Here is a 21,446-nt window from a genome sequence, read left to right as displayed (position 1 = left end):
TTATTCGGCTATGCTTTTGGCGGCCACTACGTCAAATGCCAGCTGGAAGTCGTTGCGGATGGCGTAGGAGCCGAGATTCTGGAAAAAGCTGCTGGAATTGTGGTTGACGCCAAACAGGGTGCGGTCGAGGCGGGCAGTGCCGGTGATGCGCAGGCGGCCAGCGGGCAGGCGCTCTACCAGCAGTGGGAACTGCACGGCCCGGGTGATGCCGTGCAAAGTGAGCTGGCCACGGGCGGTGCCCTGCTGCACGTCTTTCAGCACGAAAACCGCCGTTGGATATTTTTCTACATCAAAGAAATCGGCACCGCGCAGGTGCTCGGCCAGCTGTTCTTGCTCCTGCGCCAGGGTGCGCATGTCAAACTCGAAGCGGCCGTTGCGCGGGGTGCGGCCGTCGTATTCAAAGGTACCCCGCCGCAACAGCACGGTGCCAGTGGGTGCATAGGTACCTACCTCGGCGTAGCCCGTCCAGGTGATGCGGCTCGCGGCGGAATTGACTTGGTAAGTGGAAGCGGCGGGCCGGGCCGCCGCCAGCGTGAGGGTAAGCAGGAAGACTAGGAGCGTTTTCATCTAGGGCTCAGTAGAAAAGGTAAGGTGGAAGACACAGGCTTCCATGGCCGATGCGGTGGATGATTCAGAGAAAGCAAGGAGAAAACCAGGACCGGGTAGGGCCTTAGCGCACGGTTGCTTCGGTTTCAATCAGGCCCATGCCCTTGTAGAGCTTGCCCGCTTTGTCTTTGGCCAGAATGTACCAGAGGGCGTCGCCGCCGTAGAGGCGCTGGGCGCTGTCGGCGTAGCGGTAGTTTTTGGCGAAGGTGTAGGTGCGGCCGGGCAGCAGACGGCCATCCGGGCAGCTGAACAGCTCCGCAAACTCGGCGGGCGTTTCGCGCATGTTGGCCTGCCAGCCCGCCTCGCTGTACCAGATAAAGCTGCCACACTCTACTATTTCCAACTCGCCCACCTCCGAGCGCACGAAGGTGCTGTGCTTCCACACGTAGGCCCCGGGCTTGTCGGGGTTGGGCTCGGGGTAGTTGGGATTGGGCGTGTGCCAGAGCGTGAGGCCTACCGGCACCTGCCGTAGCTTGTCGGGCAAGGCGCGGCGGTGGTCGGTCCAGGCACTGGGCGTCTGGGCTTGCAGAAACGTGATAGGTGCAGCGGCCAGGGCTGCCAGCAGAAGGAAGGTTTTCATGGGCCAATCGGGGGTAGAATGAACGACCCAAAGGTGACGGGCTCCTCCTCCGCAAACGCCCCATTTTTGTCCCTGGGGCGTCCCACATTATGCAATGGGACGCCTTTTTGGCTTTATTCGCCTTGGTTAGCAACCGCGCCGGGTTGGGCCGGAAAGTCACGCGGGGCCACGCCGGTATATAGCTTGAAAATTCGGTTGAAGGTGGTTTTGGAGTTGAACCCGCTTTCGAAGGCAATGCCCAGAAGCGTCAGGCGGTGCACATCGGGCCCGGCCAGGCGGCGCTTTACTTCCTCCACCCGGTACTGGTTTACTACCTCATTAAACGACTGGCCCAGTCCCTGCCGAATGGTGGAAGAAACTAGTCGGGGTGTCAGTCCGGTGTGCTGGGCCAGCTCGGTCAGGGTCAGCGTCGGATTCAGGTAAAGGCGCTCCTGCTCCAGAGCTTGCCGGATGCTGGCCAGCGCCGCCGCATCAACCGTGGTGAGGGGAGTATCCGGGTTGGAAACACTTGGTACCATGCGCGGCCCGGCCGTGAGCGTGGGTTGTTCAGTTTCCGGCTCGGGCTCAAACGACACCGCCTGCATGTCGGCCTGCCGCAGCCCCACCACGCCCACCAGAAACAGCACCACTCCCAGCAGCTCCGTGGAGTAGTCGTATTGGTAGTACAGCCCCAGAAACTCCCGCATCACCAGCTCCCCCAGCCACTGCAGGCCTACCACGCCCACCAGCACCAGCAGCACACGCAGCCACTGCAGCCGCAGCCGGGAGGTTTCGGAGAAGTTATCGGCCAGCCACCGCCGGTAGGCCCGCAGCCGCCGCAAGCACAAACCCAGATAAAGCAGCAGCGAAATCCAGGTTCCTATAAACTCCAGGCGGTAGGTATAGGGCCGGTGCACGTGCTGCCAGAACCAGTTTCGGTACTCGTAGTCCTGCCCACGCAGCCACCAGTAGAGAGCGGCCTGCGCCAGCACCGGCCCAAAGTGCCACAGGTGGCGGGACTGGAACCGGAAGTCGTGGTTGACGAGACTGCGCACGTAGAAGTACAGCAGCGGCCCGAAGGCGAAGGAGTAGTAGATGGGCGCGAAATACCAGTCGGGATTCTGGCTGTAGATAGTGCCCACGCGGAAAAAGCCATCCAGCAGCCAAAGCGCAATGCTAAGCATCAGCAAAGCCAGAAAGCGGTTGGACGCGCGGTTGGTGGGAGCCGCCGCCAGCAGCCCCGCCGCCAGCAGCGCCTGAGCTACCACGGCCAGCAACCCGAGCACAAGGGGCGTAAAAGGTATCTGCATGGGCGGAGAGGAAGCTCAACGGGTTCGTGCCCCAAAATACTGTTTTCTGTTGGCCAGCCGGTTCTCCGATGGGGCTCCTTCTACCCGCACGGGGCGGCCAGGGCTGGTATCTTTGCTACCCCCATCTGCCCCCACCATGACTGCCAAACTCCGTGAATGGCTTCGCCGCTACCTGCCCGCCGAGGTTCTGTCGGTGGTTGCCACGCTGGTGGGGGCAGGCTTGGCCTGGCGTCTGGCCCCCGGGCAAGAGTGGTGGGCGGCGCTGGCCGCTACCTGGGCGGGCAACGTGGCCTATTTCGGCTGGCTGCTGGGCCAGGATATGCGCCTGGCCCGTCGGCAGCTGCAGGCCCGGGGGCGGGGCTACACCCTGCGCAGCTTCGGCCGCAACGTGCGGGCCCTGGTCGTGGAGTTTGGGCTGGCGGAACTGCTGGATTCGCTGCTCATCCGGCCCGCGCTGATGGTGTGGCTGCCCCGCTGGCTAGGCCACCGCGCCGGGGGCATTCTGCTGGCCAAGTTTCTGGCCGACGTCACGTTTTACTTACCCGCCATTATCAGCTACGAGCTCAGCAAGAAGCGCCTGCGCCGGTTCGACGACGAGTAGTTGCTGCTGCAGCCCACCGCACCTCGTCTATCTGCCTGGCTACCTGCATTCTACTTCCGAAACTCACTTATGTGCCGGCGGTTTAATGCCGAGCTTGTTATGGTTGAGCTTACCGTGTTAAGCCAAGGCTATTATTAGAAAAATTTAATAAGTATCTTTTGCAAATCATCCAGCCCAACAAAAGACGAATATTAATTTAATCTTATATAAATCAGCATTATTCGTATAATAAAGCCTTATATATTGACAAAAGGGCAGAATTCTACCGGTTTTATTTCATCGATTCGATTTAAGTTTCTACTTTACTGCTTTCCTTACCACACCGTTCAGCTTTCCGCGCTCTTGTTTTAGTTTTATTATGACCGATGAAGAAAGGATTACCAGAAAAATAGCCGAAATAGCCGCCACCGCCGACCAATATCCCGCCGTAGTTATCATTCATCATGTACCCACGCAAACCGTGCGCTACCTCTCAGAGTGGGGGTTGGAGCTGCTGGGCGCTACCCTGGAGGAGCTAACGGCTCTGGGCCCGGCTTTCTCACCCACGTATTTCAACGCGGTGGAGTCAGATGAGTACATGGCGCGGGTTTTTCAGCTCATGTACCAGCACGAAGCCCCCGCGGTGCATACCTTCTACCAGGAAGTGCGCACCACCGAGCGGGCAGGCTGGAGCTATTACCTTACCTCCATACGCCGCCTGCTGGCAGACGACGGGGGTAATCCGCTGCTGGTGATGGGGCTGGCTATTCCGCTGCACCCCGAAAACCACTTTTCCACCAAAGTGCAGCGCCTGATTGAGGAAAACCAGTTTCTACGCCAGCACAACGCCATATATGCTACCCTCTCCAGGCGCGAGCGTGACGTGCTGCGCCTGCTGGCCCTGGGCCACAGCGCCCCGGAAATAGCCGACGAGCTGAACATTTCGGAGCAAACGGCCGCTACTCACCGCCGCAATGTGCGCCAAAAGCTGGGGGCCAACACGGTCTTTAAGCTGAGCCAGTACGCCCGGGCTTTCGACCTGATTTAACGGCTCAACGGCTGCTTTGCCCGACTACCGTTGGGCCGGGGACGGTGTGCCTGGCGCACTGCATGTCCGTGAAGTTCCCGTAGCCTCGCCTTGTTCCCATTTCTTATCTCATTCCCGCCATTCCGGCGCTTTATGTCCGATTCCGTTACTTCCCCTCCTTTGCTGGTGCCGGCCCCCAGCCAGCAGCCTATTTCCCACCTGCAGCAGCGGCGCATCGACGAGGCGGTGGCCGAAATAGCCCAAACGGCCGACCTGCATCCGGGTGTTATCATCGTGGCCAACCTGCTCATCGACCGGGTAGAGTACATGTCGAAACGGGGGCTGCATGAACTGCGCACCACCCCGGACGAACTTCGGGCCCTGGGCCCGGGCTACTGGGAAAAGTATTTTAATCCCGCCGATGCCGCGGACCTCCTGCCCAAGGTGTATGCCATGATTCAGAACCCGGACCCCTGGGCCTCCGTGAGTATCTTTCAGCAGGTGCGCAGCGCCCCGGACGGCAGCTACGTGTGGCACCTGAGCGCCACGCGGGTGCTGCTGCGCGACGAGAGTACCGGGCAGCCGCTGCTGCTGGTAACTTCCTCCGTGCCCATCGACCCGCTGCACCACGTCACGCACAAGGTGAGCCGGCTGCTGGAGGAAAATAACTTCCTGCGCCTGAACGGGCGCCGCTTCGCGACCCTCTCCAGGCGCGAGCGTGACGTGCTGCGCCTGGTAGCCCTGGGCCACAGCGCCCCGGAAATAGCCGACGAGCTGAACATTTCGGAGCAAACGGCCGCCACCCACCGCCGCAACGTGCGCCAAAAGCTGGAAGCCACCACGGCCTTCGAGCTAAGCCAGTACGCCCGGGCCTTCGACCTGATCTAGAGCATTCTGGGGTAGTGGACTAGGCAAAATTACCTACTTCCGGGTATTGTCCCTGGCAGGGAAGAGGCGGACCTTCGAGGCTTTGTTTCACCTCTTTCTTCTAACCTATGCAAATTATTACCCGAATACGCTCATACAGTTGGGTTGGGCTACTGTCATTTTTACTACTGCCCAGCCTGTTGGTAGCACATGCCGAGGTGCCAAAGACACCGGGGGTGCACCGGGTTGCGGCCCCAACTATTTCCTCGTTTACGCCCAGCAGTGGCGCCGCTCAGACCACTGTGGAAGTAACCGGGACTAACCTGAATAATATTTCCGGTATTGCCATCAACGGCGTTGCTTACACGGGTCCTTTCATCACGGATGGCACCGGCAACTACGTTTCATTTAGCGTGCCGAACGGCGCTACCACGGGCCGTATTACCATAACCACCTCGGGGGGTACGGCTACGTCCGCCACTGATTTTGTGGTAGAGGCTTCCGGCGCGCCGGCTATTGCCGATTTATCACCGACCAGCGGCTCCGTAGGCACCCAATTTATCATCACGGGCACCAACTTGGCCAGTGTTGACCAAGTGCTGTTCGGTGGGGAGCTGGCTGCTACGTTTACCCACGATTCGCCCACCCAACTTACTGTTACGGTACCAGCCAGCCTTGTTCCCGGCACCTACGATGTCACCATTAGCGGCCCTAATGGCTCTGAAACGGCTTTTAGCGGTTTCACGGTGACCAATGCCAGCCACTCCATAACTTCCGTAAATCCCACCAGCGGATCCGTGGGCACCAACATCAGCATTTTTGGAACGGGCTTCGTGGGGTCTACGGCCGTGTACTTTAATGGCATATCGGCGAACTTCAGCGTAGAAAGCGACGAAGGAATTACGGCGCAGGTGCCCACTGGTGCCACCACTGGCCCTATCACTATAGCTACTCCCAGCGGCACCGCTACCAGCCCCAGCAACTTCACGGTAACGGTGCGGGCCACTCCCACGATCAGCAACGTGACGCCAGCCAGTGGGCCCGTAGGTACACAAATCATTATCACCGGCACCAACCTGAACACTATCCAGCAGGTGCTTTTCATTCCTGGCACAACGGCTAGCTTCACTATCAATTCTGCTACCCAGATTACGGCCACTGTACCTGCCTCACTTACGCCAGGAAATAAAACCCTTATTCTGAATGGTTCGCAGGGTTTTGCCCAAGCTTCGGGTGGTTTCACTGTTACGGCGGCCAGTACGCCGGCTATCAGCAACTTCTCCCCGCAAAGTGGTCCGGCTCAGAGTAACGTGACTTTGTCCGGCTCAGGGTTCACGGGGGCTACGGCCGTAAAGTTCAACGGCGTAGATGCGCTTTTCTTCAACGTGGTGAATGACGGACAGATTTCCGCTACTGTACCTACCGGTACTTCCAGCGGCCCGATTACGGTAACGACCCCCAACGGCACGGCCACCAGCAGCATTAACTTCACGGTAGTAGGCGACCCGGTGGTCTATTCCCTTTCGCCCGAGGAAGGACCCGTTGGCGAGACGGTTGTCATCACGGGCGAAAACTTCACGACGGGTTCGTTCGTGACTTTTGGTAATGCCGTGTTGGCCTCCCGCGTGGTTAATTCCTCCACCAAGATTACGGCAACGGTGCCGGCCGGCGCTACCACCGGGCCCGTGGGCGTAAACACCGGCGGTACGACGGGCTTTAGCCCCGGGGTATTCACCGTCACCCCCACTCCTGCGCCTACGTTCACCTTTTTCAGCTCGGGCAGTTCCGGACCATTACTGGGCCGCATCAGCCTAACGGGCACCAACCTCAAGGGCGCAACCTTGATTACCTTCAGTGGCACCAGCAACAACACCGTAGCTGGTCCCTTTACTACATCCCCCGACGGCACTACCCTCAGCAACGTGCAGGTACCGCTGGGCGCTGTAACAGGCCCCGTTACCATCACCACGGCCGGCGGCACCAGCAACAGCCAGACCTACACAGTTATTCGGGACCTGGTTATCAGCGGCCCTGGTACGTACGGTATAGACCAGGGGACTTACCGCACGGTAACTATCCGGAATGGCGGTACGGGTATGACGCTGAATGGCACCACTATCGAACAATCATTCACGGTTGAAAACGGTGGGCGCGTAGAACTGATGACGGGTGAGAACACGCCCATCAGCGGCCCTGGCACCTTTGAAGTGCAGGCTGGTGGCATTCTGGAAATCTATTATGATGGTATCTATAAGACCGGCGCGAAAGGCGTCATCCAGACGGCTAACCGTATCTTCTCCACGGATGCCATTTACGAGTTTGAGAGCATCGGTGACCAAAGCACCTTCACCGGCACCGGCCTGCCTTCTACTGTCCGCACCCTCAGCATCAGCTCCGGAGAATCAGTTATTCTTAGCCAGCCGGTATCTATTCGTCGGGAGCTGCGCCTGAACTCCGGCACCCTGGATCTGCGCGACAACCGCCTGACATTGCTCAGCGACGCGACGGGTACCGCCCTGATTGTGAGTAACGGGGGGACTCTGGAAAATAATGGCGTAACGCTTGAAATTCCGGCTACTGTTCAGCGCTACATTGACCCCAGCCAGAACGCCGGCCTGGGCTACCGCCACCTGAGCGCGCCCGTCAGCGCCGCTACCGTGGCCGACTTTGGCAGCGGCGGCACCACGCCTAAGGTGAATGCAGAATACAACACCTCCCCTACCCCCGGCAAAGCCAACCCCTTCCCCACCGTCTTCGGCTACGACCAGTCGCGGCTGGCTTCAGCCACCAATGATTTGTCGGCGTTCAGCAAGGGCTGGGTTTCGCCAGAGTCTTTGGCAGAAGCGCTGCCCGTGGGCCGGGGCTACTCCGTAAATACCCCGGCTGGCCAGACCCTGAAATTTGAGGGCAAGCCCAACGATGGCACCAAAACGCTGACGCTGGCCCGCAACGCCGGCGCTACCGCCGATGACGCCGGCTGGCACCTGGTGGGCAACCTCTACCCTTCTCCACTCGACTGGAGCAAGGTAGCCGCCGCCGACCGCCCCAACCTGGACGCCGCCATGTACGTGTTTGAAAGCACCAGCCGCTACGGCGGCGAGTACCGCACCTACGCCAACGGCGTGGGCGACAACCCGCTGATTGGCCTGGGCCAGGGCTTCTTCGTGCGCGTGAGCAAGGGCCAGACCAGCGGCTCGCTCACCTTCCGCAACACCCAGCGCGTAACCAGCTACGCCACCCAGGCGCCCGTGCGCCGCGGCTCCGACGACCTACGCCCCCTGGTGAAGCTGACGCTGGGCACGGCCCAGGGTGCCAGCCAGGATGCCCTCTACCTCTATGCCGAAGAAGGAGCTACCACGGGTCTGGATGCCAGCTTCGACGCAGCCAAGCTGCGCAACACCTCGGGCCTGAACCTGGCGGCGCTGACCACTGCAGGAGAAGAGCTAGCCATTCAGGGCCTGCCTACTCTGGCCGGCGAAGCACGCATTCCGCTGCTGGTACAGGTGCCTGCCTCGGGTACCTACTCGGTACGGGCTCCACAGTTGGCCAACCTAGCGGCCGGTACCAAAGTGTATCTGGAGGATGCCACCACCGGCCAGCGCACGGACCTGCAGGCCACCAATGCCGCCTATAGCTTCCAGGCCGATAAAGCGCAAACCTTCACTGGCCGCTTCTGGCTGAACGTAGGCGCTGCCACCCCGCTGGCTACCCGTGGTGGGGCTTTGGCCGCTACCCTGGCCGTATACCCTAACCCCGCACACGGGCAGGCTACGGTGCTGCTGCCCGCGGGCAGCAAGGCTGCCACGCTCACCCTGCACGATGCCCTCGGCCGGGCAGTGCGCTCCGCCAAGCTGCCCGCGGGTGGTGGCGCGGCTCCGGTAAGTCTCACGGGTCTGCCCGCCGGCGTTTACCTGCTTCAGGTACAGGCGGGTGCCGAACAGGCCACGCGTCGCCTGGTGGTGGAGTAACCCGGCCCTACCTACGGGGCTGCTGCCGTGCTATTCACGTCGGTAGCCCCGTTCAGTGGCCGACCGGGCTGCCTTGTTTTCTTCCCTAGTAACTCTTCATTTTGCGCATGCTACGTCACTTACTTCGCGGCCTATTCGTTGCCGCTTTGCTCTTATCCGTTCAAACAGCCTGGGCCCAGGGTGAGCCGCCGGAAGGAGGTCCGGAGCCCGATAGCCCCACCGATGTACCCATTGATGGGGGCGCCTCTTTGCTGCTGGCCGCTGGGGTGGGTATGGGCTTACGGCATTTGCGCCGTGGCAAAGCCCAGTAACCATCCCTCAAGTGCCCTGCGGCGGCCCCGCACTGCCGGGTTTGCAGCCACCCTAAAAAACAATTCCTGAAAAAGCCCCGCATGCCAGGCATGCGGGGCTTTTCTTTGCAGCAAGCAAATTCATGGTTACAAGCCCCTGCTATTGGGGCAGCGCCTTATCTTCTCCGCATGAAGTCACCAGCCTTGCCTGTACTTACGCTGGAGTCGTTTCCGCAGGGGCGGGCGCGGCGGCCCTGGTACCTGGAGCGGCTGGCCCAGCACGTGGCCAACTTCCCCGGCGTCAGCCAGCCCCACGCCCACGACTTTTACCTGCTGCTCTACTTCACCCGCGGCCATGGCACCCACACCATCGACCTGGTCACCTACGACCTGCAGCCCGGGGCGCTGTTTTTCATGACGCCGGGGCAGGTGCACCACTGGCAGCTGCCCCACGATGCCCAGGGCTACGTGGTGCTGTTTGAGGCCGACTTCTATCTATACCGCTACCCGGGGGGCCGGCTGTTTGAGTACCCTTTTTTCGACCACCGCCAGCCCCCGGTGCTGTATCTGCCCGAGACTGAAACCCACATTCCCTGGCTGATGGAGCGCATGTGGCAGGAAAACACCCAGCCCGCCCCGGCCCAGGATGACGTTTTTCGCTCTTACCTGCACATTTGCCTGGAGCTGGCCGCTCGGCAATACCCAGCCGCGCCAGCCACCTTCTCGCCCGAAGAACCCTTGCACGCGCAAACCCTGCTGCGGGCTTTCGGGAGTCTTATCAACCAGCACTTTCGCACCAGCCGGGAAGTACAGCATTACGCCGACCAGCTGCACGTTTCCCCCAACCATCTGAATGCGCTGTGCCGCCGCCACCTGGGCAAAACGGCCAGTGCCCTGGTGCAGGAGCGCGTGCTGCTGGAAGCCCGCCGCCTGCTGCGCCACTTCCCGGACACCATTGCCCAGGTGGCCGACGCCCTGGGCTTTGAGGATGCCTCCTACTTCAGCCGCTACTTCCGCAAGCACAGTGGTCAGACCCCAGAGGCATTTCGCCAGCAACCGTGAGGTGCCGGCCGCGTTGATTTGTGCTAGACAAACCCGCGAATTGCCCTTACCTGACCGACCTGCGTAGAGTAATTTTGTTTACTGCTATTCTTGCAGCTTTCTTATGGAAACTACTGATTCTACGGTCCTGGCTATTCTGCAGCAACGCTGCCCGCGCTGCCACCAAGGGCCACTTTTCTCGCATTCAGCCATCAGCACCAAGTTCACTGAAATGCCCGAGCACTGCCCCGTGTGCGGACAGGCCTACGAGCCTGAGCCCGGCTTTTACTGGGGTGCCATGTACATCAGCTTCGTGTTTTCGACGGGCATTATGCTGGTGATAGGCTTCGCGGTGTACTTTCTGCTGAACGACCCCGACACCTGGGTGTACATCCTGAGCGTGGCCGTAGCGTCGTTGCTGTTCATGCCATTTTCCCTGCGCTATTCCCGCACCCTCATGCTTTACTTGTTTGGCGGGGTGCGCTACGATGCCGCGCGGGCCCGCACCAAAAGCTAAGCGGCGGCGCCCGGAGCTGACGGAAAAAGCGGTATGTTTCGCCATGTACCGCTTTGCCCTATTCTCTCTGGTCGGCTTACTCAGCCTGCTGGCCTCCTGCCAATCTGCCTACGACAACATCACCGACTGCGCCCCGGCTGCTCCCCCACAGTACACCATCCGGCACCCGCAGTGGGCCGATTCGGCCAGCATCTACGAGGTCAATATCCGGCAGTACACGCCAGAGGGCACGTTTCGGGCGTTTGAGCAGCACCTGCCGCGCCTGCAGCAAATGGGCGTGGGCATTCTGTGGCTGATGCCGGTGCAGCCCATCGGGCAGCTAAACCGCAAAGGCACCCTGGGCAGCCAGTACTCCATCCAGGACTACCGCGCCGTGAACCCCGAATTTGGGACGATGGAGGACCTGCGCCACCTGGTGGGCGAGGCCCATAAGCGCGGCATGCACGTAATTCTCGACTGGGTAGCCAACCACACCAGTTGGGACAGCCAGCTGGCCCGGCAGCACCCCGAGTGGTTTACCAAGGGCCCGCAAGGGCAGTTCGTGCCACCCGTCGCTGATTGGCAGGACGTCATCGACCTCGATTACTCCAAGCCAGAGCTGCGCCGCTACATGCAGGAAAGCATGGCGTACTGGGTGCAAGAGGCCGACTTCGACGGCTTCCGCTGCGACGTAGCCGGCCTGGTGCCCATGGATTTCTGGGTGCAGACGCGCCAGCTCCTGGAAAAGCGGAAGCCCGTGTTCATGCTGGCCGAGTGGGACGAGCTGCACAGCCCGCCCTTCCTCAAAAAAGGCGAGTTTGACCCCAACACCGGTATGCTGGAAAAGGCCTTCGACGCCACCTATGCCCTGCGCATGCGTTACCTGCTCGACAGCATCAGCCGGGGCCGGCAGCCGCTGGCAGCCCTGGATGCCTACCGCGCCGTGGAGCGGAGCCGCTACCCGGCCAGCGCCTACCTGATGTATTTCACCAGCAGCCACGACATCAACAGCTGGGACGGCACCGAGTACGAGCGACTGGGCAAGGATGCCCTGCCCCAGGCCGTGCTCACCGCGCTTTTGCCCGGCATTCCCATGGTGTACAGCGGCCAGGAAGCAGCCCTTAAAAAGCGGCTGCGCTTTTTCGACAAAGACACTATTCCGTGGCGGGATTATCCGCTGCAGGACTTCTATACCAAGCTGCTCCAGCTAAAAAAGCGCCATCCCGCCCTACGCAATGGCGACGCCTGCAGCCAGTTTGCGAAGCTGGAAGACGGCAGCCCGAAAGTGTATGCCTTCCTGCGCCGCAAGGCCAAAGCCGCCGTGCTCACGGCCGTAAACTTCGACAGCCAACCCCACGAGCTGGCCTTGGGCATCGTGGCCCCGGGCGTGTACCGGGAGCTGTTCAGCGGACAGGTGTTGCGCCTGGGCGCGGGCTCGAAGCTGCTGGTGCCCCCGCACGGCTACCGCGTGTATGAGCGCCTCCCCGACCCGCCGCGGCAGGGCCTGTGGTAATGGAACCTGCGCTGCTCACGGTTGTAAAAGTACGCTCGGGTGCGAGATACCCGCTTGGTCCTGCTTGCTTACTGCGCCCCTTGACCACTGGCTAGTGTAGGGCTCTACTACTTCGTTCAACCTGGAATTCCCCCCGCACGACCTAGTAGACCCACGTAGCCGATTGCTACCATACCTTCCTGTAAGCAATAGCAAGCCGTCAGACTCCTTCCTGCCTGGCAATGGTTGGCTGCATTCAGCTACCTATATCCTGCTTTAGGCACCTGAGAGATACTGGCGGCTCTGTTCCAGGATGGCGGTGGCAACAGTAAGCATAGTATAGTTTATGTACGCATGAGAGCTGATTTCCATGGCTTGTGCGGTTACGTAAACCGCCGGAGTATACTGGGCAAAAAGTGGGCTCAACGCTTTTCTTATCCTAAAAACGTACTTTTGCATTCTCTTCGGAGATTATCCCGACCGACTTTACGCAGCACCCAACCCTATTGCCATCAACAAAAGAATTTTTACCCCGGCAGCGCCGAAGGCCTTGGCTGATTGGGTTTCTGCTGTTGGTTTGCCTCGGACTAGCACTATTGGCTTACTACGATATCGACCAGACCGTAACGGCCGAAGACAAACAGTATATTCAGCTTTACCTGCAGGGTATTCCCTCGGGCCCGGCCTCGGCGCAAACATACGATCAGCAGCTGGCCCTGATTAAGGCGGCACAAAACGTGGTGCTCACCCACTCCATCACGGGGGTGGCCATTGCCCTGGGCCAGCCCCGGGAACCCAAGGACGTGTACACGTCTCACCTGGGCTTGTGCTACGACCGCATCCGGGTGCTGGAGAAGATATTTATGAAGCTGGGTTATCAGACCCGGCACGTAACCCTCTTTGCCGATGTGCCCGCCTTATCAAAGCTCCAGGAGCTGACTACCGCGGGTGTGCCTAGTCACGCCATTACGGAAGTTCTCACCAAAAAGGGCTGGCTGGCCGTTGACTCCAACCACCGCTGGGTAGCCATTGACGCGCAAAACCAGCCCTACTCCATGGAGAACCTGCAGGCTAAGCTCCGAGAAGGGAAAGCCAGCGTCTGGCTTACGCAGCCGGAGCACGACTACCAGCAGTTCTATTCGAAGCCCTGCACGTTTATTTATGGCCTGTACTCTCGCCACGGCCAGTTTTACCCTCCCTACACCCCTGGCATTCCCGATTATAACCTGCGGGAGCTTCTCTACAACTTCTAAGCTGGTTGGACTGCTGCGCCTTGCTCCGCTCATGAAAATGCCCTGGGTACTCTCCCAGGGCATTTTTGCATCTGATAGTCGGACCTGACCAACCGGTCCCAGGCTGTTGCCAGCGGTTTTTGCTATGCAACCTGCAACCTTGAGCGCCGCTCAGGGTCCGTTTATTTTGTTGTTAACTCAATACAATGCGGGCATTTGGCGTTCTTTGCCTGGCCCTGAAACCGACACGCCACCTGCTTCGGGCGGCGCTATTGATGAACCCTTTTTAAGCAGCACCACGTTGCGTACCTATGGCAACTTCCAGTAAACGTACCCGTCCTCGCGCAGCCGCTGAAACCACTGCGCCTGCTCTCTCACATGCCGATCAACTACAGGCGCTCCACACGCGGGAGGAAGGCAAAACTGTTATGTACAAACAGGATGCCTGGGGGCACATTGAAACCCGTTTCGTTCGAACTCAGAATGTGGCAGCTTGGGAAGCCAAAGGCTTCTTTGTACGCTAGCCGGTCCCACTCTACTTTCTTTTTTATCCAAAGCCCCTACCCCTGGTTGGGGCTTTTTCTATGCCCATCGTTTCAGCCAGCACAGCCACTCTGCCGCTCGCACTTAGACATACTGAGGCAATTGGCGACTTTTTTTACACTTTTTATAAAAATTTTTAGCAGGTCGTATTGATAACTTTAAGTTATAACTAATAACAACAGGTTATTTTACAGGAATTCTGTTTGCCAGCTATAGTCTCTCACTGGTTTAGGGTGGCGTGAAAACTGAATCTGCACGACGAGGAACTGTAAAAAGCCTGAATAAGGGCTATTGAAGTCAATTATTGTTGTCGTGCAGCCATGATTCTGAAAATGACTGCCTGACTTCGAACACGGCTGAATCGGCAGGTTTGGGTATAAAGTTTAGTTATGAAAAATAGGTCTGACACGTACCCTTTTCAGGGCTTAAAGAGGCATTTCTCAGGGTCTTGGGCCCGGAAACGGCTTGTATTTCAAAAGAATCCTCCTCTACATTTGTCGCACTACTCTTCTACAAAACAGAGAAGATGGGATGTACGCAAAGCAGAAACGAACCTGGCTTTGCTACGCATCGGTACGCTGGGATAACCCTGAAAACCGATGAAGGCTTCGTCCTATTAAAGCAAGTTGCTATGAACCTTACTGGCCCTTCTGCTGCTTATTTCGCCACTCCCGAGTTGGTAGAGCGGTGTTGTTGCGGCGCAACTGCTGTGTTCGTCAGCCAGGGAGCCGCATAACTGCCAGCATACCGGCACACCGCTTCCTGACCCAGGTAAGCCACCTTCCCGACAAGCATGGGGTGTCCGGCTGCAGGGTGGCCTAAGCCAAGCTGGATTGCACTTTTTCCAGGCGGCTACTTATAGCCCGGATTACCGACACGCTGTTTCCTACTAAGGTCTGTAACTGGAAAATCCGTCCACTACCTTCCTCTGGGTTTACGGCTGCGACCTGTACTTGCCGCAGCCTACCAGACGGAAAACCGGCCCTTTAGCGCCTCTGGAGCGCACCGATGAGCAAGCCCTTATCCTGGTAATTGTTCTATTTTCTCAGCCACGGGCATCGGCCTGCTGACTGCTTGCGCTTTACGCCCTCATACCGCCTTTCCCTTGCCCTATGCAAGTCAAAAGCTATATGGGAGTAGGTAGGCTCAGCGGCAGCGCAAGCCAAATCCTTTCATTCCCGAACACCTGATAATTCAAAGTATCCGGTAACCCGGCATACCAGGCTTACTCGCGAAAACTCAGTTGGGGTTTGCGCGGAGCCCTGCGCATGGCAACAGGCAGCGCATGCTTCGGCTGACCCTATCACACCCTTCCTCTCTTCTTTTCATGAACTACTCTCTACTTCCTATTGTGCTGGCACTGGGTACCGTTGGGGCGCCGTCGGCAAGCAGCGCTCCACGGCTAGGTCACTACCTGGTTGCGGTAACGCCAGTAACCGGAAAGGTGCTCGACGAAAATGGCCAGGCCCTACCCGGTGTGACGGTGCGGGTAAAAGGCACTGCTACGGGTACTACCACGGCTGAGAACGGGGAGTTCAGCCTCAGTGAAACCCCAGAAAACGCCACGCTTATCTTTTCCTTTATCGGCTATAAGTCCCAGGAAGTCAAAGCCGGGCAAGCTGGCAGCCTGACGGTGCGCCTGGTGCCGGACCAGGGCCAGCTAAACGAAGTGGTAGTGGTAGGCTACGGCACCCAGCAGCGCAAAAACCTGACGGGCTCCATCGTGAAGGTTGACCCCACCGATACCAAAGAGCTACCTGTGGGCAGCTTCGACGCGCAGCTCCAGGGCAAGGTTTCGGGGGTGCAGATTTCTTCCAACTCCGGGGTGCCGGGCGGGGCCGTGAATGTGCGGGTGCGCGGGGCCACCACCATCAACGGCTCCAATACGCCGCTGTACGTGGTAGACGGCGTGTTTATGAACAACAACAGCCTGCAAACCATCAGCACCGGGGGGAAGGCCTCGTCGCCCATTGCCGACCTAAATCCGGCCGACATTGAAAACGTGGAGGTGCTCAAGGATGCCGACGCCACGGCCCTGTACGGGGCCCGGGGTGCCAACGGGGTAATCCTCATCACCACCAAGCGCGGCAGCTACAACCAAAAGCCGCGGGTGAGCTTGAACGTGTCGCAGGGCTGGGCCAAGGCGGCCAAGCTCTGGGACCTGGCTACCGGGCCGGAACATGCCCAACTCGTCAACGAAAACTGGCTGAATACCACCGGCTCTACCCCGCACACCTATGAAAACCGCCCCTACCGCCCCGTTTCGGAGGGTGGCCGCGGGCTACCGGAAGAGCAGCCTACCTACGACCGGCTGAGGCAGATATTTCGCACGGCCCGTCTGCAGAACTACGACCTAGCCGTGACTGGGGGCAGCAGCAGCACCCGCTACTACATTGGCGGAGGCTTTACCAAGCAGGAGTCTATTCTGCGGCCCATCGACTTTCAGCGCGCCAGCTTCAAGGTGAACCTTGATCAGCAGATTTCCGACCGGGTGCAGATTGGCGTCAGCAACTCCTTTTCGCGCACGTACCGCAACGAAGGGCGCGCCGGGGACGGCCCCGCGGGCGGCTTGCTGCAGGCCGCCTTGCACACGCCCACCCTGCTTTCGCCCTACGATGCCAACGGGCGGCTGGTCGGCCGCGCCAGCTTCGATAATGTGGAGCTGCTCATCAACAACTACGACGTCAACTCCACTAGCCTGCGCTACATCGGCAACTTGTACGGCGACGTGCAGCTGCTGCCCACTCTGAAGTTTCGCACCAGCTTCGGCGTGGACTACAACAACTACGACGAGGAAGAGTACTGGAACACGCTGCTGATTGCGGGAGCCGGCGTAGGCGGTCTGGCTACGTCTAGTGTCACGCAGTACACCTCCCTGCTCAACGAAAACACGCTCAACTACCGGCAGCAGTTTGGCAAGCACGGCCTGGGGCTGCTCCTGGGCCAGGGCCTGCAGAGCGACACAAACGGCCGCACCTTTGCCCAAGGCACGGGCTTCCCCAACAATGCCTTTAAGGAAATATCGGCCGCCTCCGTCACGAGCAGTACCCGGAACTGGTCGGGCTACCGGCTGGCCTCCTTTTTCGGCCGGGCAGACTACAACTTCGACGACCGGTACCTGCTGAACGTGAGCTTCCGGGCCGATGGCTCCTCCCGCTTCGGCAAGAAAAATCAGTGGGGCTACTTCCCGAGCGTGGGCGCCGCCTGGCGCGTGAAGCAGGAAAGCTTTCTGCGTGACGTGCCCGTGCTCAGCGACCTGAAGCTGCGGGCTTCGTATGGGCTGACGGGCAACCAGAACGGCATCGGCAACTTCGCGGCCCGGGGCCTGTGGAACGGTGGGGCCAACTACCTGGGCGCGGCCGGCATTGCACCCCAGCAGCTGGCCAATGCCGACCTGAAATGGGAGCAAACCTCCCAGGCCAACGTGGGCGTGGACGTAGCTTTCTGGGACGGACGCGTGGCCCTGGAATTCAACGCGTACTACAAGTACACCAAGAACGGCCTGATTCAGCTCACGAAGCCCGCCACCACCGGTTTCCCCTACTACTGGGCTAATGCCGTGGAAGTGAGCAACAAGGGGGTGGAGTTTGCCCTCAACACCGTGAACGTGCGGCAGGCCGATTTCAGCTGGAATACCAGCTTCAACATTGCCAGCAACGCCAACAACATCGAAAAGCTGGCCACGCCCACCAAATTCGGCAGCCGCGACCTGATTCTGCAGCAGGAAGGCCACCCCCTGTACTCGTTCTGGGTGTACAAGCAGCTGGAGGTAGATCCAGAAACGGGCAACGCCGTGTACGATGACGTGAACCGCGACGGGAAGATTACGGCCGCCGACCGGCAAATTGTGGGCAGCATCTGGCCCAAGTTCTTTGGCGGCCTGAACAACACCTTCACGTACCGGGGCTTCGACGCCAGTGTGCTGGTGGCCTTCCAGTACGGCAATAAGGTGTACAACCACAACCGCTTCTTTGGGGAAGGCGGCGGGGCCCGCGACGAAGCCCGCGTCATCTTCGCCAGCAACCTGGACCGCTGGCAGCGGCCTGGCGACCAAACTGACGTGCCCCGCCCCGATGGCATCAACGTGAACAACTACCTCGATGGGGGCAGCCGCTGGCTGGAAGACGGCTCGTTCATTCGGCTGCGCAACGTGAGTGTGGGCTACACCCTGCCCGAGCGCCTTACCCGGGGCCTGCACGGCAGCTCCATTCGGGTGTACGCCCAGGGCACCAACCTGGCCTTGCTCACCAACTACTCCGGCCTCGACCCCGAGTCGGCGGCCAGCAGCGACGCCAACCAGCAGGGCATCGACCTGGGCACTCCCCCGCAGCCGCGCAGCCTGCAGATAGGCATCAGCGCTACTTTCTAACTCTTTCTTCGGAAGGCTTCTGCCGCGAGTTACCGCCCAGCATTCCGGAACCAAAAAACCAGAAACCAGCATCATCATGTCTACCGCCTACTTAAAAACCGTCGCTTTTTTCGCTTCCATAGCCGTAGCCTTCAGCGTATCGGCGTGCGCGGACTTTCTGGATGTAGAGCCCCGCGAATCCATTGCCGATGACCTAACCGTGACCGACCAGAAGTCGGCGGCGACGGCCCTGAACGGGGTGTACAGCGCCCTGGCCAGCGGCGGCTACTACGGCACCAGCTTCCAGAGCATCGGCTACCTCACCGGCGACAACGTGCAGTGGACGGGCACCCAGTCGCAGGTGCAGGAGTTCATCAACCACAACGTGCGGGCCGATAACTCGACTATCAGCACCGTGTGGTCGGCCATTTACGTGACCATCAACCGCGCCAACCACGTCATCAGCAAAGTGCCCGCCGTGACGGACCCGCTGCTGACGGAGGCCCTGCGCAATCAGTACGTGGGCGAGGCTTACTTCCTGCGCGCCCTGGCTTATTTCGACCTAGCCCGCACCTTCGGCGGGGTGCCCATTATCACGGAGCCTACCTTATCGGCTACGGCTAACCAGGGCATACCGCGGGCTACTCAGGCGGAAACCTACGCCCAGGTGCTCCGCGACCTGGAAACCGCCGAGCCGCTGCTGCCCAACCCGGCCACCGTAGCTACCAACGACCGGTACCGGGCCACCCGCAAAACGGTGTGGGCCCTGAAAGCCCGGCTATACCTGTACCAGCAGAACTGGGCCCTGGCCGAGGAATACGCCACCCGCCTCATCAGCGACAACGCTAACTACCAGCTGGTAGCGCCCTTCAACGCCTGGTTTACGGGCAACGTGCGCGGCACCCGCGAATCGGTGTTTGAGCTGTTCTACAACGGTACTACCGAAGTGAACGGCCACCGCGGGCAGTGGCAGCCCACCGTGAACGGCGGCACCCGCCAATGGGCCCCCAACCAAGCCCTGGTTTCGTTGCTGACCACGGAGCCCAACAATGCCGCCAATGGACGTAGCGCGCTGATTGCCGCCGTGAACAATACCACCTGGTACGGCAACCTCTACTACCGCAGCCCCGGCTCCGACCCCAGCTACATTTTCCGCATTGCCGAGCTGTACTTGATTCGGGCGGAAGCCCTGGCCCAGCAAGGCAAGCTCCCCGAGGCTCTGGCCGACCTGAACGCGGTGCGCGGCCGGGCCGGGCTGGAAGCCAGCCCGGCCGCCACTCCGGAGGAAGTGCTGCTCGCCATTGAGCAAGAGCGGAGACTGGAGTTTGCCCTGGAGCCCCACCGCTGGTTTGACCTGGTTCGCACGGGCCGCGCCACGGCGCTTTTCAAAGACCCGCTGGATGTCAACGCTCCGCTGCCCAGCTTCCGCTTGGTGCTGCCTATTCCTATCAGCCAGCTCCAGGTAGATGCGGCCCTGAAACAGAACGAGGGCTACTAGGCCGCTATTAGAATTCTATTCAGAACGTCATGCTGAGCGAAGTCGAAGCATCTCTACCGAACGATTTAGCTTGAACGAAGCGGTAGAGATGCTTCGGCTCCGCGGACGCCAGATGAAGCATGACAATTCCCAAACACAGGAATTGAATTTTCTGCTACCTCACACCACTACTCCCATGAGCACAACCCTTTCACCCGCCGCGCCGGCCTCCGTAGCTGGCTTGCCCATAACAGCGCCCTCTCCAACCGCCGAGGCGCCGTGGTCGGAGTTCGAAAAAGCGGTGTTCCGCCTGGCCTTCCTGTACTTTTTCCTACAGATACTGCCCCTCGACTGGAAATACTACCGCGACGTAGCCGCCAACTGGCACGGCTTTTCGTTCGGGGACATTTTCCGGCTGGCGCATTACTCCCCCCGCGTTTTCAACGGGCCCGACTCCTTCGTGAACTGGGCCGTGGTGGCACTGGTAGCTGTGGTGGGCGCCATCATCTGGAGCTTTTTCGACCGTCAGCGCACGGAATACAACACGCTTTACTACTGGTTGCGCGTGCTGGTGCGCTACCGGCTGGCGGCGGCCCTGCTGGCCTACGGCTTCCTGAAGTTCTTTCCGCTGCAAGCCCCGCCGCCTTCGCTCAGCCACCTGAACACGCATTACGGGGACCTGAGCAACTGGAAGATTTTTGCGCTGAGCCTGGGCATTGTGCCTTCCTACCAGTCGTTTTTGGGGCTGGTGGAAATTACGGCGGCCCTGCTGCTGCTGAACCGCCGCACGGCCAGCATCGGGGCGTTTCTCAGCTTGTCGTTTCTGGGCAACGTGTTTCTTTCCAACCTGGCTTATGAGGGCGGCGAGTACGTGTACAGCTTCTACCTGATTGCGCTGGGTTTGCTGGTGCTTTGGTACGATGCCCGCCGCGTGAACGACCTGCTCACGCTGGAGCGCCCGGCCGTACCCAACCGCTTCCGGCTGCAGCTGCCCGAGGCTTGGAAGCGCACCACGCGGCAGGGGCTGAAGTGGGGCTTCGTGCTGCTGTTTGTGGCCGTGTATGGCGCAAAAACCTACGCGGCTTACCAGCGCGGCTCCTACCACTACCCCGCCGCGACGGGCCTACCCAATGCCGCGGGCCTCTACAATGTGCGTGAGTTCCGGCTGGCGGGCCAGGTGCGCCCCTACTCGGCCACCGACCCGGAACGCTGGCAGGATGTGGTGCTGGAGAAGTGGAACACGCTTAGCGTCCGCTCGAACCAGCCCGTGGTACTGGACCGCACCAACACCGAAGCCATTCACGCCCAGGACGCCGACCGCAACTTCGAGTATGCCGGGGCGGCCGGCCGCCACTACTACGCCTACCAGCTCAGCCCCGATGGGCAGACGCTGACTTTGCAAAACCGCAACCCGCTGGAAGGCCCAGGCAAGCTAACCCTGCACCTCACCCGCCCCGACGCCCGCACCCTCACGCTCAGGGGCACCGACGAGCAGGGCCGCGACCTGCAGGTGGTGCTGGAAAAGCGCGACAAGAAATACCTGCTCGAGGAAGCCACCAAAACCGGCCGCCGCGGAGGCCTGAAGCTCTAGGTTCTCTTCACCTGAAACG

At 60.1% G+C, this 21,446-nt stretch carries 16 protein-coding genes; 13 read left to right on the top strand and 3 right to left on the bottom strand.

All coding sequences use genetic code 11. The features are described from left to right. The 3 genes from FY528_RS00780 to FY528_RS00770 all read right to left on the bottom strand — a co-directional run bounded on the left by FY528_RS00780 (position 1) and on the right by FY528_RS00770 (position 2,475). Positions 1–567 carry a YceI family protein gene (locus FY528_RS00780; protein WP_149069080.1) on the bottom strand — a complete coding sequence of 189 codons (567 nt, stop codon included), beginning with the start codon at positions 565–567 and terminating at the stop codon, positions 1–3. Between the two features lie 103 nt (positions 568–670). Beyond that, positions 671–1,186: a hypothetical protein gene (locus FY528_RS00775; protein ID WP_149069079.1), complete on the bottom strand. Its 516-nt coding sequence runs from the start codon at positions 1,184–1,186 to the stop codon at positions 671–673. A 113-nt stretch (positions 1,187–1,299) separates the two neighbouring features. Beyond that, positions 1,300–2,475, bottom strand: a complete 1,176-nt coding sequence (locus FY528_RS00770) for a helix-turn-helix transcriptional regulator (RefSeq protein ID WP_149069078.1) — start codon at positions 2,473–2,475, stop codon at positions 1,300–1,302. A 136-nt stretch (positions 2,476–2,611) separates the two neighbouring features. On the opposite strand from FY528_RS00770, the gene FY528_RS00765 reads away from it, so the two are divergent. The 13 genes from FY528_RS00765 to FY528_RS00710 all read left to right on the top strand — a co-directional run bounded on the left by FY528_RS00765 (position 2,612) and on the right by FY528_RS00710 (position 21,427). Then, a complete protein-coding gene (locus FY528_RS00765; RefSeq protein ID WP_149069077.1) occupies positions 2,612–3,076 on the top strand; it encodes a hypothetical protein in 465 nt (154 codons plus the stop codon). A gap of 358 nt (positions 3,077–3,434) precedes the next feature. Then, positions 3,435–4,103, top strand: coding sequence for a response regulator transcription factor (locus FY528_RS00760; RefSeq protein WP_149069076.1), 669 nt, complete (start codon positions 3,435–3,437; stop codon positions 4,101–4,103). 132 nt (positions 4,104–4,235) lie between these two features. Beyond that, on the top strand, positions 4,236–4,970 hold the full coding sequence (locus FY528_RS00755) for a response regulator transcription factor (RefSeq protein ID WP_149069075.1): 735 nt from the start codon (positions 4,236–4,238) through the stop codon (positions 4,968–4,970). A gap of 197 nt (positions 4,971–5,167) precedes the next feature. Continuing rightward, the gene (locus FY528_RS00750) at positions 5,168–8,917 is read left to right on the top strand and encodes a DUF8693 domain-containing protein (RefSeq protein ID WP_187631936.1); all 3,750 of its coding nucleotides are present in this window, start codon (positions 5,168–5,170) and stop codon (positions 8,915–8,917) included. A gap of 146 nt (positions 8,918–9,063) precedes the next feature. Next, positions 9,064–9,228, top strand: coding sequence for a PID-CTERM protein-sorting domain-containing protein (locus FY528_RS21140; protein ID WP_168680559.1), 165 nt, complete (start codon positions 9,064–9,066; stop codon positions 9,226–9,228). 168 nt (positions 9,229–9,396) lie between these two features. Beyond that, on the top strand, positions 9,397–10,269 hold the full coding sequence (locus FY528_RS00745) for an AraC family transcriptional regulator (protein WP_187631935.1): 873 nt from the start codon (positions 9,397–9,399) through the stop codon (positions 10,267–10,269). 103 nt (positions 10,270–10,372) lie between these two features. Continuing rightward, on the top strand, positions 10,373–10,765 hold the full coding sequence (locus FY528_RS00740) for a DUF983 domain-containing protein (protein ID WP_232066354.1): 393 nt from the start codon (positions 10,373–10,375) through the stop codon (positions 10,763–10,765). A gap of 43 nt (positions 10,766–10,808) precedes the next feature. Beyond that, the gene (locus tag FY528_RS00735; protein ID WP_149069072.1) at positions 10,809–12,257 is read left to right on the top strand and encodes an alpha-amylase family glycosyl hydrolase; all 1,449 of its coding nucleotides are present in this window, start codon (positions 10,809–10,811) and stop codon (positions 12,255–12,257) included. A 575-nt stretch (positions 12,258–12,832) separates the two neighbouring features. Then, a complete protein-coding gene (locus tag FY528_RS00730) occupies positions 12,833–13,489 on the top strand; it encodes a hypothetical protein (protein WP_149069071.1) in 657 nt (218 codons plus the stop codon). Positions 13,490–13,613: 124 nt separating this feature from the next. After that, the gene (locus tag FY528_RS00725) at positions 13,614–13,796 is read left to right on the top strand and encodes a hypothetical protein (protein WP_149069070.1); all 183 of its coding nucleotides are present in this window, start codon (positions 13,614–13,616) and stop codon (positions 13,794–13,796) included. A 1,542-nt stretch (positions 13,797–15,338) separates the two neighbouring features. Next, positions 15,339–18,380, top strand: coding sequence for a SusC/RagA family TonB-linked outer membrane protein (locus tag FY528_RS00720; protein WP_149069069.1), 3,042 nt, complete (start codon positions 15,339–15,341; stop codon positions 18,378–18,380). 76 nt (positions 18,381–18,456) lie between these two features. Beyond that, positions 18,457–19,857, top strand: a complete 1,401-nt coding sequence (locus tag FY528_RS00715) for a RagB/SusD family nutrient uptake outer membrane protein (RefSeq protein WP_149069068.1) — start codon at positions 18,457–18,459, stop codon at positions 19,855–19,857. Between the two features lie 175 nt (positions 19,858–20,032). Next, positions 20,033–21,427 (top strand): DoxX family protein, encoded by a 1,395-nt coding sequence (locus FY528_RS00710; RefSeq protein WP_262383871.1) that lies wholly within the window; start codon positions 20,033–20,035, stop codon positions 21,425–21,427. The last annotated feature ends 19 nt before the right edge of the window (positions 21,428–21,446 follow it).

The organism is Hymenobacter lutimineralis, assembly GCF_008271285.1.
GTDB lineage: Bacteria > Bacteroidota > Bacteroidia > Cytophagales > Hymenobacteraceae > Hymenobacter > Hymenobacter lutimineralis.
The sequence above is the reverse complement of the archived record's forward strand: the minus strand, read 5'-3'. Positions and strand labels throughout refer to the sequence as shown.